The organism is Mucilaginibacter sp. 320_HR (assembly GCF_059691875.1).
The window spans coordinates 711,173-729,671 of the sequence record NZ_JCAWAI010000003.1; the positions used below are offsets into that span (position 1 = coordinate 711,173).

The 18,499-nt window shown below is 41.1% G+C and carries 18 protein-coding genes and 1 tRNA gene; 10 read left to right on the forward strand and 9 right to left on the reverse strand.

The window, feature by feature from the left end; translation table 11 throughout:
• Nucleotides 1-28 precede the first annotated feature (28 nt).
• Complete coding sequence (locus tag AC59GT_RS13745; RefSeq protein ID WP_497238166.1) at nt 29-544, forward strand: glutathione peroxidase; 516 nt, start codon at nt 29-31, stop codon at nt 542-544.
• A gap of 75 nt (nt 545-619) precedes the next feature.
• Here AC59GT_RS13745 and AC59GT_RS13750 read toward each other — a convergent pair whose 3' ends face one another.
• The 3 genes from AC59GT_RS13750 to AC59GT_RS13760 are packed head-to-tail and all read right to left on the reverse strand — an operon-like array spanning nt 620 to nt 2,953.
• Nucleotides 620-1,396 carry an MlaD family protein gene (locus AC59GT_RS13750; protein ID WP_497238167.1) on the reverse strand — a complete coding sequence of 259 codons (777 nt, stop codon included), beginning with the start codon at nt 1,394-1,396 and terminating at the stop codon, nt 620-622.
• The gene (locus AC59GT_RS13755) at nt 1,393-2,178 is read right to left on the reverse strand and encodes an ABC transporter ATP-binding protein (protein WP_497238168.1); all 786 of its coding nucleotides are present in this window, start codon (nt 2,176-2,178) and stop codon (nt 1,393-1,395) included. The genes AC59GT_RS13750 and AC59GT_RS13755 overlap by 4 nt, the downstream gene beginning before the upstream one ends.
• 1 nt (nt 2,179) lies before the next feature.
• A complete protein-coding gene (locus AC59GT_RS13760; protein WP_497238169.1) occupies nt 2,180-2,953 on the reverse strand; it encodes an MlaE family ABC transporter permease in 774 nt (257 codons plus the stop codon).
• Between the two features lie 342 nt (nt 2,954-3,295).
• On the opposite strand from AC59GT_RS13760, the gene AC59GT_RS13765 reads away from it, so the two are divergent.
• The 5 genes from AC59GT_RS13765 (at nt 3,296) to AC59GT_RS13785 (ending at nt 9,716) form a co-directional block, all read left to right on the forward strand.
• The gene (locus AC59GT_RS13765; RefSeq protein WP_497238170.1) at nt 3,296-3,955 is read left to right on the forward strand and encodes an NAD(P)H-binding protein; all 660 of its coding nucleotides are present in this window, start codon (nt 3,296-3,298) and stop codon (nt 3,953-3,955) included.
• Entirely contained in the window at nt 3,952-5,817 is a 1,866-nt protein-coding gene (locus tag AC59GT_RS13770; protein WP_497238171.1) for an ABC-F family ATP-binding cassette domain-containing protein, read from the forward strand. The genes AC59GT_RS13765 and AC59GT_RS13770 overlap by 4 nt, the downstream gene beginning before the upstream one ends.
• Nucleotides 5,817-6,056, forward strand: a complete 240-nt coding sequence (locus AC59GT_RS13775) for a CBU_0592 family membrane protein (RefSeq protein WP_205771860.1) — start codon at nt 5,817-5,819, stop codon at nt 6,054-6,056. The genes AC59GT_RS13770 and AC59GT_RS13775 overlap by 1 nt, the downstream gene beginning before the upstream one ends.
• A gap of 41 nt (nt 6,057-6,097) precedes the next feature.
• Nucleotides 6,098-7,960, forward strand: coding sequence for a tRNA uridine-5-carboxymethylaminomethyl(34) synthesis enzyme MnmG (gene mnmG, locus AC59GT_RS13780; protein ID WP_497238172.1), 1,863 nt, complete (start codon nt 6,098-6,100; stop codon nt 7,958-7,960).
• Nucleotides 7,961-8,075: 115 nt separating this feature from the next.
• On the forward strand, nt 8,076-9,716 hold the full coding sequence (locus tag AC59GT_RS13785) for an Ig-like domain-containing domain (protein WP_497238173.1): 1,641 nt from the start codon (nt 8,076-8,078) through the stop codon (nt 9,714-9,716).
• Here AC59GT_RS13785 and AC59GT_RS13790 read toward each other — a convergent pair.
• Nucleotides 9,706-10,218 carry a gamma carbonic anhydrase family protein gene (locus AC59GT_RS13790; protein ID WP_497238174.1) on the reverse strand — a complete coding sequence of 171 codons (513 nt, stop codon included), beginning with the start codon at nt 10,216-10,218 and terminating at the stop codon, nt 9,706-9,708. The two genes, AC59GT_RS13785 and AC59GT_RS13790, sit on opposite strands and share 11 nt — an antisense overlap.
• A 76-nt stretch (nt 10,219-10,294) precedes the next feature.
• On the opposite strand from AC59GT_RS13790, the gene AC59GT_RS13795 reads away from it, so the two are divergent.
• A tRNA-Gly gene (locus AC59GT_RS13795) sits at nt 10,295-10,367 on the forward strand.
• Between the two features lie 5 nt (nt 10,368-10,372).
• Here AC59GT_RS13795 and nadB read toward each other — a convergent pair.
• Nucleotides 10,373-11,965, reverse strand: a complete 1,593-nt coding sequence (nadB, locus tag AC59GT_RS13800; RefSeq protein ID WP_497238175.1) for an L-aspartate oxidase — start codon at nt 11,963-11,965, stop codon at nt 10,373-10,375.
• 408 nt (nt 11,966-12,373) lie between these two features.
• Here nadB and nadA point away from each other — a divergent pair, with 408 nt between their 5' ends.
• Complete coding sequence (nadA, locus tag AC59GT_RS13805; protein ID WP_497238176.1) at nt 12,374-13,366, forward strand: quinolinate synthase NadA; 993 nt, start codon at nt 12,374-12,376, stop codon at nt 13,364-13,366.
• A gap of 62 nt (nt 13,367-13,428) precedes the next feature.
• Here the strand turns inward: nadA and AC59GT_RS13810 are convergent, their stop codons facing one another.
• Nucleotides 13,429-14,874 carry a DNA/RNA non-specific endonuclease gene (locus AC59GT_RS13810; RefSeq protein WP_497238177.1) on the reverse strand — a complete coding sequence of 482 codons (1,446 nt, stop codon included), beginning with the start codon at nt 14,872-14,874 and terminating at the stop codon, nt 13,429-13,431.
• 147 nt (nt 14,875-15,021) lie between these two features.
• On the opposite strand from AC59GT_RS13810, the gene thiL reads away from it, so the two are divergent.
• Nucleotides 15,022-16,074 (forward strand): thiamine-phosphate kinase, encoded by a 1,053-nt coding sequence (gene thiL / locus AC59GT_RS13815; RefSeq protein ID WP_497238178.1) that lies wholly within the window; start codon nt 15,022-15,024, stop codon nt 16,072-16,074.
• Between the two features lie 23 nt (nt 16,075-16,097).
• Here the strand turns inward: thiL and AC59GT_RS13820 are convergent, their stop codons facing one another.
• The 3 genes from AC59GT_RS13820 to AC59GT_RS13830 are packed head-to-tail and all read right to left on the reverse strand — an operon-like array spanning nt 16,098 to nt 18,035.
• Nucleotides 16,098-17,465: a DNA recombination protein RmuC gene (locus tag AC59GT_RS13820; RefSeq protein WP_497238179.1), complete on the reverse strand. Its 1,368-nt coding sequence runs from the start codon at nt 17,463-17,465 to the stop codon at nt 16,098-16,100.
• A 59-nt stretch (nt 17,466-17,524) separates the two neighbouring features.
• A complete protein-coding gene (locus AC59GT_RS13825) occupies nt 17,525-17,755 on the reverse strand; it encodes a hypothetical protein (RefSeq protein WP_497238180.1) in 231 nt (76 codons plus the stop codon).
• Nucleotides 17,756-17,765: 10 nt separating this feature from the next.
• The gene (locus tag AC59GT_RS13830; RefSeq protein WP_497238181.1) at nt 17,766-18,035 is read right to left on the reverse strand and encodes a hypothetical protein; all 270 of its coding nucleotides are present in this window, start codon (nt 18,033-18,035) and stop codon (nt 17,766-17,768) included.
• 76 nt (nt 18,036-18,111) lie between these two features.
• On the opposite strand from AC59GT_RS13830, the gene AC59GT_RS13835 reads away from it, so the two are divergent.
• Nucleotides 18,112-18,489: a hypothetical protein gene (locus AC59GT_RS13835; RefSeq protein WP_497238182.1), complete on the forward strand. Its 378-nt coding sequence runs from the start codon at nt 18,112-18,114 to the stop codon at nt 18,487-18,489.
• Nucleotides 18,490-18,499: the final 10 nt, after the last annotated feature.

An 18,499-nucleotide genomic window follows, 5' to 3' on the forward strand; every position in this document is an offset into this window, starting at 1 on the left:
TATTCACACACAACAACTTTTTGAAACCATGAAAACACTCGCGCTTATTTTAACGCTGACGTTCCTTACCGCTGCGCCATCATCAGTTTACGATTTTAAACTTAAAAACATTGATGGTAAGCCTTTTTCGCTTGCTAAATACAAGGGCAAAAAGGTTCTTATTGTAAACACGGCATCTAAGTGCGGATTTACCCCACAATATGCTGAATTGCAGAAGCTAGCAGATCAGTACAAAGACAAGTTAGTAGTAGTTGGGTTTCCTGCAAATAACTTTGGCCAGCAGGAGCCGGGTGCAGATACCGAAATTAAGACCTTTTGCGAAAAAAACTATGGTGTAACCTTCCCTTTAAGCACTAAAGTAAGTGTTAAAGGAGATGATATCGATCCATTATTCAAGTATCTTACTACTGAGGCAAATCCAGACTTCACTGGCGAGATAAAATGGAACTTCGAGAAATTCCTAATAGACGAACATGGTAAATTAATTCACCGTTATCGTTCTACTACTAAGCCGCTTGATCCTGCTATAACAAGCGCTCTTTAATATAAATAGAGCTTAAACGAAAAGAGCGATGTGGGATGCCACGTCGCTCTTTTTGTTTGAATAATTTGGAGAGTCTTAATCCTTCTTTTTCGCTGCTTTTTCCTTAGCTTTTTGGATATCCTCTTGCGCTTTCCGTATCGAGTCCTGCTTAGCTTTTTTTGCCTTTTCTTTCTTCTTGAAGAATCCACGCAGCAGGAAGTTATGTTGTGCTGCCTTTAAATCTTCGTTTAAGGTGGCTGTAGTAGCATGTACGCCTTTCATTGTTGTTTTTGCCTGGCGTACTGTACCTTCCAAGTCTCGGGCTATCTTGTCATCGTTCAATAAACGCCCTATACTGCCTTTCCCGTTGTTTACTTTGGCTACAATCTGAGATAGGTTACTGGTAAGTGTCTCCGCGTTGTCTGCAACACGGGTAAGCTTATTTATTATCTTGTCTACATCTACCGGGTTAACAGAGGTAAGTTCATTACCCTCACTTACTTCTTCGGTACTGTTTACGCCGCCAGGGGCAATTACCACAAGTTTATCGCCCATAAGGCCGTCGCTACCAATGCTAAGCTTTGAATCTTTTTTGATAAACTTCTTTACCGAATTGTTCAGGCTCAGATCAACCCTGACAGAGCTATCTGTTACAATGTTAATGGATTCCACCACGCCTACGTTTATACCTGCAAAACGCACGTTATTGCCTACGGTAAGTCCGCTGACGTTCCGAAATACACCATACACCCGAAAGGTGGAGTTAAACAGACTTTTTTGATTACCAATAAAAAACACGGCCAATAGCAATATTATAAAACCAACTAAGGTAAATACGCCAATTTTTATTTTTTGGGAGGATGTTGTTCTCATTTTGTTTCTGTGAAAAAAGATCTTACAAATTCGTCGTCTGAGTGCTGTAGCTCGTCAAAATTACCTTCAGCTATATAGGTACCATCGCGCATAATTACCACGCGGTCTGCGGTTATCTTTGCGCATTCCATATCATGGGTAATGATGATGGATGATGTTTGATATTTCTTTTGCATGTTAAGGATCAACTCACTTATCTCACGCGAGGTAATTGGGTCTAATCCGGTTGTTGGTTCGTCGTATAACATTATTTCGGGCTTTACTATAAGGGTACGCGCCAGGCCTACCCGTTTGCGCATCCCTCCAGACAAGTCTGATGGCATCTTGTCTACTGCATCCATCAACCCTACGCCTTCAAGCACTTCTTCTACCCTTGTGTCTATTTCCGCTTTGTCAGCCATTTTAAGCACCCGGGTAAGCGGGAATTCGAGATTTTCTCTCACTGTCATTGAGTCGTACAGTGCTCCACTTTGGAAAAGGAAACCAACCCTTGTACGGAGCTTCTTGAGCTCATCTTCATCCATGCCGGCCACATCATCTCCAAACACCTTCACCGTGCCGTTATCGGGCGTTAAAAGCCCTACTATGCATTGTATGGTAACCGACTTACCTTGCCCTGATTTACCAAGCACCACAATGTTCTCACCCTTTTTAAGCTCAAGGGAAATATCCTTTAATACTTCTTTCGAGCCGAAGCTTTTAGATATATGGTCAATGTCCACAACAATCTCCTCTTCGTGACCGATGGCTACATTTTCTCCTTTGTATTTTACCTCTTCCATCTTAATAGAATAAAATACTGGTGATCTGCACGGCGATGGCATCTATAACAAAAATCCAAAGTGAAGCTGTCACAACTGCCGAGTTTGCCGCCAGTCCAACGCTTTCGGTGCCTTTATCAGAGTGAAAACCTTTATAACACCCTACAAAACCTATTGCAAAGCCAAAGAATATGGTTTTAACTAAGGCCGGTAAAAAATCTATAAACTCCAAAGATGCTATGCACTTATTAAAGTATAGCGAGAAGCTAACATCGTCACTAAAGTTTAAGGCCAGAAAACCGCCAAAAAGCCCGATTACATCGCCCATTAAGGCGAGTATTGGTACCATAATGCTGGTTGCCAGTATACGAGTTACCACCAGGTACTGTGTGGGGTTTGCACCAGATACTTCCATCGCATCTATCTGTTCGGTCACCTTCATACTTCCCAGTTCGGCACCTATGCTGGACGCTATTTTACCCGCGCAAATTATTGCTGTAATCACCGGGCCCATTTCTCTTATAAATGCAACAGCAAGTGTTTTTGGCAACATGCTTTCTGCACCCATTTCAACCATAGAGGGCCTAAGTTGAAGAATTAACACCAACCCCATTATAAATGAGGTAAGCCCTACCAGCATAAAAGATCTGTAGCCTATTTCATAACATTGGCGAACGAATTCAGACCATTCGAAACCGCCCATAAATATATTGCGGATAAACCTGGAGAAGAAAACGCCTTGTTCTCCAATGTCTTCCAGCCATTTCCTGTACCCGGGTACTACCTGTTCAGCCATAATGCTTTTGTTACTTGACGCTTATAAACAATTATATTATCGAATGTTTTTCGGAACTGCTATTATACCCTCACCGTTATGTTAACGCATGTAAGAGATAGACGTTTATAATTGGTTGTTGTATAAACGTTTAAGATGAGGGTTTGTTTACATCGCTAAGTTCTTCTGATTTTGGTTTCACCACCTTGTGGATGTTTTATAATAATCTATCTATCAGTTATTTACCTTAAAATACATGATATTCTCAAAAGTTTTGTTGAACCCTTCCTGACAGTTTAAAAACACATCTGCCGATTGTACTATTTTATTTATGCGTATTTTTGCGTTTTCAATTGAACTTCAATGGCATACAAAGCAGTTATAGCAGGAGCAAGCGGATTGGTAGGTGGAGACCTGCTGCAAGTACTGCTGCAACATGATGAGTATGATGAAGTGTTGGCCATTGTACGTAAAGAGCTGCCTATACAGCACAAAAAGCTGGTTCAGTTAGTGATAGACTACAACAAGCTGGCTGAATATGCCGGATCTATAACCGGGCACGCGCTGTTTTGCTGTCTTGGTACCACCAGAGCTAAGACACCGGATTTGAAAGACTATCGCAAAATAGATCATGATTATCCGTTGATATTGGCACAACTTGCGAGGCAAAACGGAGTAGACGAGTATCACCTGGTATCTGCTATTGGTGCAAACAGTTCTTCGATAAACTTCTATAGCAAAATTAAAGGCGAAACGGAGGAAGACATCCAAAAAGTTGGTTTAGATACCCTGCACATTTATCAACCATCCTTATTGGTTGGCGACAGAAAGGAAAACAGCAGAGTTATGGAAGGATTGCTTACCAAAGTGATGTCGATAATTAATCCCCTACTCGTTGGCAGTCTAAAAAAATATAGAAGCATAAAAACCAGCCAGGTAGCGTATGCCATGTTCAGGAAATCATTAGATAACAGTAAAGGTGTATTTATACACACTACAGATAAGATACAGGAGATCAAGTGAGTACATTTATTTCAGCAGAGAATTTAGGACAATCGTTTCATGATGTTTGGTTATTTAAAAACCTTACCATCGGCATTAATCGCGGCCGTCGGGTAGCATTGGTGGGCATCAATGGTGCAGGCAAGTCCACATTGTTAAAAATTTTGTCAGGCGCTATAAAACCTACAGAAGGTAAAGTGGCTCAGGCACGGGATCTTAAGATAGGTTACCTGGAGCAGGATCCGCATTTTAAGAATGCGGTTACTATTAGCGATTATATTTTTCACGCAGACAACATACAGCAGCAGCTTATACGCAGGTACGAAGAACTACTGGAGAATGATCCTGAAAATTCCAAAGCTTTAGATAAAGTAATGGAAGAGATGAGCGAAATAGATGCCTGGGAATATGAATACCAAATTAAAACCATCTTAGGGCGTCTGGACATTCATCATCTTAATCAGCACATCAACACCTTATCAGGTGGACAAAAGAAACGTTTGGCTTTAGCTAAGCTGCTGATTGAGGACCCGGAGCTGTATGTGCTGGATGAGCCGACCAACCACTTAGATATTGATACCATTGAATGGCTGGAGAAGTTACTTACTGAAGGCAACAAAACCATTTTAATGGTAACTCACGACAGGTATTTCCTGGATAATGTTTGTAACGAAATATTAGAGATAGACTGCGGTAAAATAGTCCCTTATGTAGGTAACTACGCTTACTACCTTGAGAAGAAGGCAGAGCGCGAAGCCGCTGACGAGGCCACTTTTCAAAAGAACAGCAACTTGCTTCGTAAAGAGTTGGAATGGATGAGACGACAACCAAAAGCTCGTGGAACCAAATCCAAATCACGAATAGATGCTTTTTACGACCTGGAAGAAAAGACGAAGAATAATGGCGGGAAGCAAACAGTAGAGCTTAGCGTCAAAACAGCAAGGCAGGGAAATAAAATTATGGAACTGCACCATGTTGTAAAAGGCTTTAACGGCAATACGTATATAAACGACTTCGACTATATCTTCAAAAAAGGAGATCGTATTGGGCTTGCGGGTAAAAACGGATCCGGTAAATCTACTCTCCTTAATCTTATTACCGGACTACTCCACCCGGACAAAGGCGAGATAGTAAAAGGAGAAACAACTGTTATTGGTTATTTTAACCAGGCGGGGTTATCTTTTAAAGACGATGAGAGGGTAATTGATGTTGTAAAAAACGTTGCCGAGTTTATTACAATGGCAGACGGTAAAATGATATCAGCTTCTGCCCTGCTTACGTTATTCTTATTTCCGCCTAATAAGCAGTACGGCATGATAGCCAAGCTGAGTGGTGGTGAAAAGAAAAGGCTGCACTTAATGAGCATCCTGATGAAGAATCCAAATTTCCTGATTCTGGATGAGCCAACAAACGACCTGGATATTGACACACTGAATGTGTTGGAAGAGTTCTTAACTAATTATCCCGGCATTTTAATGCTGGTATCGCATGACAGGTACTTACTTGATAAAATGACAGATCAACTGTTCATCATGGAAGGAAACGGACAGGTAAAGATTTACAACGGAAACTATTCGTCATACCGGTTAGAGCTAGAAGAAAATAAACAACAAGCAAAAAAGCCTGCACCTGAACCGGTGAAAGCTGTTGAGGCTGTAAAAAAATCAAAGCTCAGCTATAAAGAGGAGAAAGAACTCCAAACAATAGAACAAGAAATTGCCAGTCTGGAAGCTAAATTGAAAGCTGTAAACGATAAACTAAATACAACGGGACTCAACAATGCAGAGATTATAGATTTATCTAAAGAAGCAGAGAAAATAAGCAATGAACTAGACTTAAAATCGTTTAGGTGGATGGAACTAACAGAATTAAAAGAAGCCTAATGAAAGCGTCGGATATTATTGCATCGGCAGGCGTCATTGTGTTACTTATTGCATTCGTGCTTAACTTGAATAAAAAGCTAAGTGCAAACAGCCGCTGGTACAGTGGGATGAATTTTGTTGGTGCAGGGCTTTGTTGTTATTCATCTTACCTGATAAGCTTCTACCCTTTCATTGTTTTAGAAGCCATTTGGGCAAGTTTTGCAATTTACTCGTTTGTTAAAGTTCCACGTGGAACATAGATAAACTTAATGAGGTATGTTCCACGTGGAACATGAATAGTATGTTTAAAAAATATAATGTAATAGTAGTTGGTGCCGGCCATGCCGGATGTGAGGCGGCTGCGGCTGCAGCTAACCTGGGTTCATCTGTATTGTTGATTACAATGAACATGGGTACAATAGCTCAGATGAGCTGCAACCCGGCAATGGGCGGTGTAGCTAAAGGACAGATAGTACGTGAGATTGATGCTTTGGGTGGTTATTCTGGTATAATCACAGATAAGACGTCTCTTCAGTTTAGAATGCTGAACCGTTCCAAAGGACCGGCAATGTGGAGCCCCAGAGCACAAAGTGATCGTATACGTTTCGCAGAAGAGTGGCGTATTGCACTTGAGAAAACTCCTAATGTAGACTTTTGGCAAGATACAGTAACATCTGTTCTGGTTAAAGGCAATACAGTTGCGGGCGTACGCACATCTATAGGTGTCGAGATTGAAGCCGATGCAGTGGTCCTTACAAACGGCACGTTTTTAAATGGAATAATCCACATAGGTGAAAAGCGTTTTGGTGGAGGAAGAACGGGTGAGAAAGCAGCTACAGGTTTAACCGAGCAGCTAGTTACCTTAGGATTTGAATCTGGCAGAATGAAGACTGGTACCCCGCCACGCGTTGACGGTCGCAGTTTAAACTACAGCCTGATGGAAGAACAATGGGGCGATGAAGAACGCGGCCGTTTTTCTTTCACCGATGTTGAGCTAGCTACAGACCAACGCTGTTGCTGGATAACTTACACCAACGACAAAGTACACGAGACACTAAAAGAAGGTTTTGAAAAATCGCCGATGTTTACTGGCCGCATTAAAGGCTTGGGCCCACGTTATTGCCCTTCTATAGAAGATAAAATAAACCGCTTTGCTGAACGCGATCGTCATCAGATATTTGTAGAACCAGAAGGCTGGAATACCGTAGAAATTTATGTAAATGGTTTTTCTACATCGCTCCCTGAGGATGTCCAATATCGCGCGCTTACACAAATACCAGGCTTTGAAACTGCTAAAATGTTCCGGCCAGGATATGCAATAGAATATGACTACTTCCCTCCTACTCAGCTAGGGCTAACACTTGAAACCAAATTGGTAAGCAACTTATATTTTGCAGGACAAATAAACGGGACTACCGGGTACGAAGAAGCAGCCTCGCAAGGCTTTATAGCAGGTATCAATGCACATCAAAAAATACATGACCAGCATGAATTGATCCTTAAAAGATCAGAATCTTACATAGGTGTATTAATAGACGACCTGGTTACCAAGGGAACAGAAGAGCCTTATCGTATGTTCACTTCACGTGCGGAGCACCGTCTGTTATTACGGCAAGACAATGCCGATATTCGTCTAAGCCCAATGGGTCACGAACTCGGCTTGATATCAGATGAACGGCTTGAAAAGGTAAATAGAAAGATAAAGGACAGCGACGATATAGTTGCGTTTACCAAAGCTAAAACGATTGAGCCATCTGCAGTAAATAGTTTACTGGAACAGGTCGGTACAAGTCCGCTTAATCAAAACACTAAAATCTTTAACTTAATTAGCCGACCACAGTTAGGCTTTGTTGAGATGAGATCGGTAGATAACTCATTACAAGACCTTTTAGCTAAATACGATAAAGAAACAGTTGAGCAGGCTGAAATAAAAATCAAATACGAGAGTTATTTCATCAAGGAACTGGAGATTGTAGATAAGATGAAGAAAATGGAAGATCGATCAATCGATCCTAATTTTAACTATCATCAACTTGTCTCTTTGTCAAAGGAAGCGCGCGAAAAATTGATGAAGATAAAACCGCGCACTTTAGGCCAGGCGTCACGAATTTCAGGTGTATCCCCGTCTGATGTGTCTGTTTTAATGGTACATGTGTCAAGATAATACATAATTCGCTAAAAATCAATACGTTATAAAATATTTGATTTGAGGCATTTTTTCCAACTTTTAATATCAGCGTTCATAAAAACATAAAAGTGCCTTATAAGGCAAAAAAACGATGTTAAAACCAAAACGGTCTTATTTACCTACTTTTCTGTTATACATTTCCCTGGGTTTGATCCTTACAGGCTGCGCTGCTCAGCAAAGGCCGCAGGGTGGACCCCGTGATCTTACCCCTCCTAAGGTTTTAAAAGCTACTCCTGAAAATGAAACCCGAAATTTTAAGAGCAAACAAATTCGGCTGGACTTCGATGAATATTTTAAACTTACAAATCAGTACCAGGAAATAAGCGTAACACCGGCGCAAGAAAAACAACCGGAATATAACATCAATAGCAAAAGCCTGATCATTGATTTCAAGGACACACTTCAAAAAAATACTACTTACGTTATAAATTTCGGGAAGGCTATAGTTGATGTTAACGAAGGTAACGTCCTAAAAAACTTTACCTACGTTTTCTCGACAGGTAACCATATCGATTCGTTGAGTATCTCTGGCGATGTAATCAATACATCTACACAGCAGAAGGAAAAGGATGCTACAGTTTTCTTATTTCCGATAAGTCAAGATTCCCTTTTATTTGGTAAGAAGAAGCCCTCTATATTCGCCACGACGGATACAGCCGGCCATTTCTCATTAAATAATCTCCGGGAAGACACCTATCGTATTTACGCCTTGAAAGAAGTAAGCCCCGATAAAATCTTCAATAACGATAATGATCTGATAGCATTTCTTAAGAACCCTATCATAGTTAATAAGGATACATCAAACATACAACTAAAGCTGTTTAAACAATCGCCAGAGAAATTTCGACTGGCAGAAAGAAAGTTCACACCAGATGGTAAGATGTCCTTTGTATTTAACAAACCGTTAGACAAGCCTGCTTTAAAGATTATTTATCCATCCAACCTTGATGCTCAAAAGATAGTAGAATTCAGCAGGACAAAAGATAGTGCCTTGGTCTACATGCGCGATATGGATTTTGATTCTATTAGGGTAGCATTTACCAATAACGGACAGCCATTAGATACCACCAGCCTTTTAAAAGGCCGGAAAGAAAGCTTTCAAAGAAACTTACTATTTTCTTACAATATTAATCGTGATAACAAGCTAAGACCGAATGCCGACTTGCTTATTACAGCCTCCTTCCCTATTGAAAGTTTTGATCAGTCCCAAATATCCCTTACCCAAGATTCTGCAGCAGTTAACTATTCAATCCAGAAAGACACTGGCAGTATAAGGCGCTATGTTTTAAAATACAGATGGAGACAGAACAGCAAATATCAGCTGATTTTTAACGAAGGTGCATTCACTAATATATACGGAGATAAGAACAAACGAACAAGCAAAGCATTCACAGCTGATAAGCCTGAAAACTATAGTCAGCTTACTATAAAGGTTAACGTACCAGAGGCTGATAAGAACTATGTAGTTGAGTTGCTGGATGCGAATAAAATGCTGCTTAGAAGCGACGTAGTAACAAAAAATACTTCGCTGGTATACACCAATTATATAACAGGCAAATACCTTGTACGGGTTATTTACGATGCAAATAAGAATGGCCGCTGGGATAGTGGTAATGTAAAGCTGCGTGCCTATCCTGAGAACATATGGCTTAGCCCTAAAGAGATAACCTTAAGGCCCAATTGGGAAGCAGAAGAAGTGCTGGATATTCCTAAGGAACAAACTAATCCTTAAACCAACCAGAGTACATAATGTAATTTTGCGGCAGCTTATCTAATAAAGCTTTTTGCTCATCGGTTAGCGGCTTTATTTTTTTTGCCGGGGAACCCGCATATAAATAGCCCGTTTCACAAATGGTTCGTTCAAGCACTACAGATCCTGCCCCTATAATCACGTAAGGCTCTACAACCGCATCATCCATTACTATAGCGCCCATACCAATTAACACATTGTTGTGCAGGGTACAGCCGTGTACAATTGCGTTGTGTCCTATTGATACATTATTCCCGATGTTAGTAGGCGCTTTTAGATAGGTGGCGTGTATGCAAGCCCCATCCTGTATATTGGTGTTATTACCTATTTTAATATAGTGTACATCGCCACGTATTACTGCATTAAACCACACCGAGCAGTTAGCGCCCATTACTACATCACCCACTATAGTAGCGTTTTCAGCAATAAAGCAATCATCCCCCCAAGCAGGGTTTTTATCTTTAACAGGAAGGATTAGTGGCATAGTTGTATTTAATAAATATTGAAAGAGTGAATTAGCGATTAAACGACATTTTATCTATGTTTGATGCATAATACAAGCGGAAATAGCTCAGCTGGTAGAGCATCAGTTTCCCAAACTGAAGGCCGCGGGTTCGAATCCCGTTTTCCGCTCAACCTTAGAATACTGTATCCTCCAGTACCTGAGCATGTTCGGGATAGTCGGTTGTGTAGTGTAAACCCCGGCTCTCTTTACGCATCATAGCCGATTTAACAACTATATAGCTAACCTGTATTAAGTTCCTCAGTTCACAAAGCTTTACAGATAACTTGGTTTGCTTATAAAAATCTTCTGTTTCCTCGTATAACAAACGCAAACGGCGCATTGCTCTTTCCAGCCTGAAATCAGACCGTACTATACCTACATAGTCATTCATTAACTTTTGCATCTCACGAATGTTATGCGTTACCAAAATATCCTCGTTTGACAATTTTACCCCATGCTCGTTCCAATCCGGAATGGCAGGCGGCAAGACGTTAGTCTGAAAATCAACAATTGCATCTTTATATATACGATGAGCAAAAACCAACGCTTCCAGCAACGAATTAGATGCGAGACGATTAGCGCCATGCAAACCGGTAGAAGAGCATTCGCCACAGGCGTACAAATGTTTTATAGAAGACTTACCCACATGATCTACTAATATACCGCCGCACATGTAGTGGCAAGCCGGCGCCACAGGTATCATGTCCTTAGTCATATCCAGGCCTATTTCCAAACATTTAGCATATATGTTGGGGAAATGTTCTAATATATCTGCTTTCTTTTTGTGCCGAATATCCAGATAAACAAAGTCCTCACCAGACTTCTTTATCTCTGCGTCTATAGCGCGTGCAACAATATCCCTCGGAGCCAGAGATTTACGGGGATCATACTCCTGCATAAACTCTTCACCATTGGTACGTTTTAAGATTCCTCCAAAGCCCCTAACAGCCTCTGATATAAGGAAAGACGGATACTCACCGGGATTATATAAAGCTGTAGGATGGAACTGGATAAACTCCATATTACGCACCTTTCCCTTAGCACGGTAAACCATGGCAACGCCGTCACCGGTAGCTATGGTTGGGTTAGTGGTAACCGAATAGATATGACCGGCACCACCAGATGCCATCACCGTAACCTTAGACAGTATCTTTTCTACCTGGTTTGTTTCGGTATTAAAAGCGTATATACCATAACAGGTAATGTTATCTGAAGACTTCTTAACCATTTCACCCAAGTGATGCTGGGTTATCAGATCTACCGCAAAGTAGTGGGTTAATATTTCTATGTTAGGTTCCCTGTGTATCTCTTCCAGCAAGGCTCGCTCAATTTCAAAACCGGTTATATCCTTATAATGTAGTACCCTGAATTCGGAGTGTCCACCTTCTTTAGCAAGGTCGTAAATACCTTCATTGGTCTTATCGAAGTTGGTACCGTAGTCTATAATCTCCCTTATACGCTCAGGTCCTTCTTTAACAACTGCTTCAACAACTTCCTTATCGCAAAGGCCATCACCTGCAATCAGGGTATCATTTATATGTTTTTCAAAAGAATCTTCTTTTTTATCAACAACTACCGCAACGCCACCCTGGGCGTACTTAGTGTTACTTTCGTCTTCATTAGCCTTTGTAACTATCAGAACCTTACCATGCTTTGCTGCCTTAAGAGCAAAACTTAATCCGGCAATGCCCGACCCTATAACCAGGAAATCAACAGTCCTATCCATGTATATCTATGTATGGTGTGTAAAATTAGTACTTATGTGGATAAGCGGTACAAAAGGTGTTAAATTTGTGTAAGTAAAAACTTAGAAATAGTTTAACACGTTAACAACTCGGTTTTGCAGCCATTTTTCTAATACTTATCAGAAATTTGTACGGCGCTTTTCTGTGAATATTAACATTTTATCAGGCAAGTAATTATTAACAAATAAGGTTTTAAATTAATATTTGATTGTTGTACTTGCTTAAAAATGAGCTATGTAAAAAATAAAAATGCGTTGAAAATTGTTAGTAAAAATGGAAAAACAACTTTAAGCGTAACACGTATCACAAATTCTTAACATAACTAACACCTTAATAACAATAGCTTTTTTCTTTATATAAAATTAAGTTATTATTAATTGAACTGTTGAATGGATATCTTCGAAGAAATAAAAATGAAAGGTTTTCATGATGAGTACATCAACCCATCGCTTGACCTTTTTGCTGAAATAGAAAAATTTAAAAAAGAGAAAAATGCAGTTGTGCTTGCGCATTACTACCAGGAAGGAGACATTCAGGATATTGCCGATTATATTGGCGATAGCCTTGGCCTTTCTCAGCAAGCTGCTAAAACTGACGCGGATGTTATCGTTTTCGCCGGTGTACATTTTATGGCCGAAACAGCAAAGATACTCTCGCCAAACAAGAAGGTTTTACTACCGGATCTAAAAGCCGGCTGCTCTCTGGCAGATAGCTGCCCGCCGCATTTGTTCAAAAAGTTTAAAGAGCAATACCCTGATCACCTGGTGATTACCTATGTAAATTGCACTGCCGAATTAAAGGCGCTTAGCGATATTGTTTGTACCAGCAGCAACGCAGTACAGATTGTGGAAAGCCTGCCACCCGAGCAAAAGATCATCTTCGGACCGGATAGGAATTTAGGGGCTTGGGTCGCAAAGAAAACAGGCAGAGATTTGGTGTTGTGGAATGGCGCCTGCATGGTGCACGAGATATTTAGCAGGGAAAAGATAACCAAGCTTAAAGAGCGTTACCCGAATGCTAAAATACTGGCCCACCCAGAATGTGAGCAGGTTATTTTAGAATTGGCCGATTACATAGGATCTACCACAGGAATACTAAAATATGCTACCAACAGCCCTGAAAGCGAGTTTATTGTAGCGACAGAGAGTGGCATTATCCACCAGATGGAGAAGGACAACCCGGGTAAGAAATTTATACCTGCGCCGCCTAACAATACTTGCGCTTGTAACGATTGCCCGCATATGAAGCGCAATACATTGGAAAAATTGTATCTGTGCATGAAAAATGAAATGCCCGAGGTAACTGTCCCCGGGCACATCATTGAAAGAGCCGTAAAACCTATTGAAAGAATGCTGGAAATATCAGCAAGGCTAGGTTTATAGGAAGGTATTCTAAATAGAAGCCTAGTGCAGGTTTTCCACTAAGCTTCTATTTAACACAACGTTTAAAAATTATCTTTCTTCGTTTCTACAACGTCCTGGATGCCTTGCGGGAGTGATGAAAGCAGGTTATAACCAGTAGCTTTTTCAATATCGCGTACTGTTACGCGGTATTGCTTCCAGTCTGTGTTAATAGTATTAACATTCGGCGTATTAACCGCTATAACTCTGGTATTTGCTGCAACTCGGCTTACATCGTTATCGCCTGCTGGCACTATTACAGCTATTTTCCATACATTGCTGGGTACATTAACTTTTACGTCGCCAGAAATAATAGTATTGAACGCGCCATGCAAGCCGCTTCCTCCCGTGCCGTAGCTTCCCATTATGATGTAAACCTCGTTTCCTGCAACTACTTGTTCTCTAAGGTAGCCTTCCAAATTGTTCCATGTTTGCTGATTGTTCTGTGGCGCTTGTGGAATCATGTTAGTCATCAGAAAAGTAGCTGAATTAGCATTAGCTGAACTTGTTCTATCTGCTGACGGGCAATTATGGCCCCTGTCGAAACCGTAAGTGTTGTAGTTGTAACTGCCGCTTTGGACTGCTGACCATCCCGCAGGTAAGCCATTAAAAGCTGCAAAATTATTTAACCTTGATGAAACGTTTGTTATGTTAGTTGCATCAAGGTGCCAGCTTACCCAGTTAGGTTCGGCCTTTGTGCTGTTGTATGATTCTGTATAATATCCCATATCAATAAGGTAGTTATCCATCATCACTATTGCTGGCTGAGCCTGTGATGGATTTCCCATTAATAAGTCGCTATTATCGCCATTAGTAGGTGGGGCATCTACTCCTACGGTTACTCCTCGTGGTGCTGAGTTATTTGTTGAAGCCGTTGTGTCTGGCCCTTGCGTGTCGGGCACACCAACCACTATACCCGCATCTCCTGTTCCTTTAAAGGTGATATCATCTATATTGATGCGTGTAGTAGCCGTACCAACTTTTTTAAACTGAAAGCGCACCTTTTTGGTTGTTTCAACTTTAAAAGAATCGCTTACTAAAGTTGTATTTGTTTCATTAAAATCGTTTCCTAATTGAGTGAAGGTTTTACCGCTATCAACAGACATTAATAACTGCCATGCAGATGCTGCATCATTACCATATTTGCCATGTTTAAAGCTTATTTGTGTTACTCCGCTTATATCAAATTTCATTGTCAAATCGCCTGCTCTTAAACGAACAGTTTTTGCGCCGCTTTTAAGGTCAGCTGCTAAATTACCAATCAAAGCATCGTTAAAAGTCCATATGCCGGTAGTCAGTTGTACATCACTTTGTTTGTAGTCGCCTTTGCTCCCGGTTTCAAAACCTTCAACAATAGTATATGGCTTTGGTACAACCGGCACAACAGGAGGAGCAGGATCAATGCCTATTCCACCGCGGTAATCTTTGGCGCAGCCGGTTATAAATAGCACAGCACAGCTAAGATAAATAAGTAACTTTCTGTTTTTCATATAAATATATTTAGAAAAGCAAAAGTAATGCTCTGGTGTTAACTATCTGTTAAATAATTTTATGTACGATGAATATTACAATTGCGGCTGAACATTACACGTTCAATTATTATTGGTAATTTTGCGATTTAGTAATCAAGTGTAATTATGTTTGAAAATCAGGAGCGGACGCATTTAGATCAGTTGGGGGAATTTGGACTGATAGATCATCTTACCAAAAATATCAAGCTTACTCAAAGCACAACCATCAAAGGAGTTGGTGACGATGCTGCTGTACTTAATCCTGAAGGTAAAAGGGTGCTGGTGTCTACTGATATGCTTTTGGAAGGTATTCATTTCGACCTGGCTTACACGCCGTTAAAACATTTGGGTTATAAAGCTATACAGGTAAACCTAAGCGATATCTACGCCATGAACGGCATAGCTACCCAGGTAACTGTTTCTATAGGCATGTCCAGCAAGTTCCCGCTGGAAGCTATAGAAGAGCTGTATGAGGGTATTTACCTGGCGTGTGGTAACTACAACGTAGATTTGATTGGAGGTGATACAACGGCTTCTAAGCAAGGCCTGGTGATTAGCGTAACTGTATTGGGTTATGCTGATGAGCAAGATATTGTATACCGTAATGGAGCTGAAGAAGGCGACCTGATATGCGTTTCTGGCGATCTGGGTGGGGCTTACACTGGCCTGCAACTGCTTGAGCGTGAAAAATTGGTCTATCTGGAAAACCCAAATATACAGCCTGATCTCGAAGGAAAGGACTACATAGTTGAGCGCCAGTTAAAACCGGAAGCGAGAAAAGACATTATAGACCTGCTGAAAGAAATAGAAGTTAAGCCAACTGCAATGATAGATGTTTCTGATGGGTTAGCTTCCGAGATATTGCACATATGCAAACAAAGTAACAAGGGCTGCAACTTATATGAGGAGAAGATTCCAATTGATCCGATGACATATGAAACCGCCCGTGAGTTTAACCTTGACCCTACCGTTTGTGCTTTAAGCGGCGGCGAAGATTATGAACTGTTGTTCACCGTTAAACAAGCGGATTACGATCGTATCAAGTTTAAAATGGATTTCACTATCATAGGTTATATTACCGAGCCCAGTGCTGGATGTAATCTTATCACCAAGTCGGGTAATGTACATGCATTAAAAGCACAAGGCTGGAATGCGTTTACGCCTCCAGTAGGTAGTTAAAGCATGATATACTGATCATCGGATTAAGAAGCTTCGGTATCTATATACTTTTGGTCTATCTGTTTATTTGCTTTCGCACCAAGCTTTTTAATTTTTTCTGCGGTAATGGTCAGGTTTCCCCTACCGTCGGTAAGTTTATTAAGGGCTTTTTCATAGGCGTCCTGGCTTTGTTTAATGTTTTTGCCGATGCCTTCCATATCACCAACAAAGCCAACAAACTTATCATACATTTCGCCACTTAGACGGGCAATTTCCAACACGTTCCGGTTTTGACGTTCCTGTTTCCAAATGCTTGCTATGGTGCGTAATGTAGCAAGTAGCGTGCTTGGGCTTACTATAACTACCCTTTTGTCCCAGGCATCAGCAAATAGGTCGCCGTCTAATTGTACCGCGAAACTAAATGACGATTCAATCGGTACAAAAAGCAAAACAAAGTCAGGGGAGTTAATGCCATTCAGGCTATGGTAACTCTTTGAAGAAAGACCATGAACATGGCCTCTAATAGACTCTATATGCGCTTTTGAATAAAGCTTACGCTCTTCCTCAGTTTCACAGTTTACCAGCCGGTCGTAAGCAATAAGCGATACTTTAGAATCTATTACAAGGTGTTTATCATCAGGCAGGTCTATGATAACATCCGGCTGAAAGCGGCTGCCATCAGTATGATTAAAACTTGTCTGGATACGGTATTCCTGGTCGCGTACCAAGCCGCTGCGTTCCAGCACTTTCTCGAGTATAACCTCACCCCAGTTTCCTTGCTTTTTGTTGTCGCCCTTAAGCGCTTTGGTAAGGTTAGAAGCCTCGGTACTGATCAGTTGGTTAAGCTCCATCAGTTTGCTTATTTCCCCGCGAAGTACATGGCGTTCAGCGGCTTCTGTATTGTAAACTTTCTCTACCTTTTCTTCAAAAGCTTTGATGTTTTCCTTAAGCGGATTAAGGATGGTGTCGATGCTTAGCTTGTTAACATCAGTAAACTCTCTTGATTTCTCTTTTAGCAGTTTCTCGGCAATATTCTCAAATTCACGCTGGAAATGTTGCCTGGTTTGCTCAATTTCCTGTTTTTGTTCTGTAAGTTTTTCCTGCTGTGCTTTAAAGTAGGATCGGGAAGATTCTAATGATTGATTGGCCTGGGCAAGCTGATTTCGCTCGTAAGATAGCTCATCCAGCAAACGGGTCTTTTCGTCCTGGTGGTATTTGATGAGGGTTTCTTTTTCCGCAAGCAGGTTTGCTGAGCGTTCTTCCGCCCGGGCAAGGCTGATTTTAAGTGATCCATTTTCTGCAGAAACCGCATTTATTTTATCAGCATTACTGCGGTTGTTATTTCTCCTGATAAAAAGGATTACAATACACAGTAAAACAACCTCTGCAACTATAAATACAGCTATATCCATTATGATAAAAAAATTAGCATAACGAATGTAAGAAAAAGTATTTACTAAGAAAATTATTATTACTTCCTTTTAATAGTATCTGCAGGTTTAGCCGGATCTATGGCGCTGCTGCTGGTGTCCTGACCTCCGGTTTCTACGGGAGATACAGGGTACTTGCTACTGTCACCAGGCTGGGCGCTGTTTACATGTGTTTGACCTGAGTCAGCGCTGTCTGCTTTATCCTTATCCCCTTTACATGAGAAAACTAAAAAGCATGAAACAAAAGTAAGGCTAAACAGAAGCTTTTTCATACAAGGCAGATTATGGGTTTGTTTTGGTGCTGTCAATAGTTGGGGTGGCTACGCCTTTGCCATTGCTGCTGGTGTCTGTTCCGGATGTGCCACCCTGCTGAGGAGAGCCGGCACCGGATCCTATAGCTGCACTATCTGTAGCGCCGGAGCTGCCTACATTTTTTTGTCCCGAATCGGCTTGTGCCCCACCGGTTTGGCCGGTATTATTGCCTTTACAACCGGCAACAAGTAACATAGCTGCCGAAAGTAATACCAGAATATAAGAGATGATGGTTTTCATTTTGCCGATTAACTATTGATACAGTTAATTACAATCGGCATATTTACATGTTTTGATTAGATAAAAATTTATTGTGATGAAGTACCTGTACCTGATAGCGGTAGTGATTGCATGTGGTTTGTTAAACGCATGCTCAAAAAAAAGCAACCCCGGGCCGGTTGTGCATACAGTAAAATTTACGGCAACAGGCTCAGCGCCTTTCACAGCTGTTGTATCGGCTATAAAAGCGCCCTCATCTGCGTTGGTGGCGCTGGATACAAAAACGGTTACAACCGGTACATATGAGTATACTACAACCTTCAGCTCAGGCGACCAGGTACACTTTGAAGTGCAAACCGATACGGAGAACACCGTGTCTTACTCGATCACGGACAACGGAACAATACTGGCCCAGCAAACTGGGAAAGAACTAAGCACGCACACCAAAACATCGGCAGATGTGGTGATCAATTAAAAAGATTTAT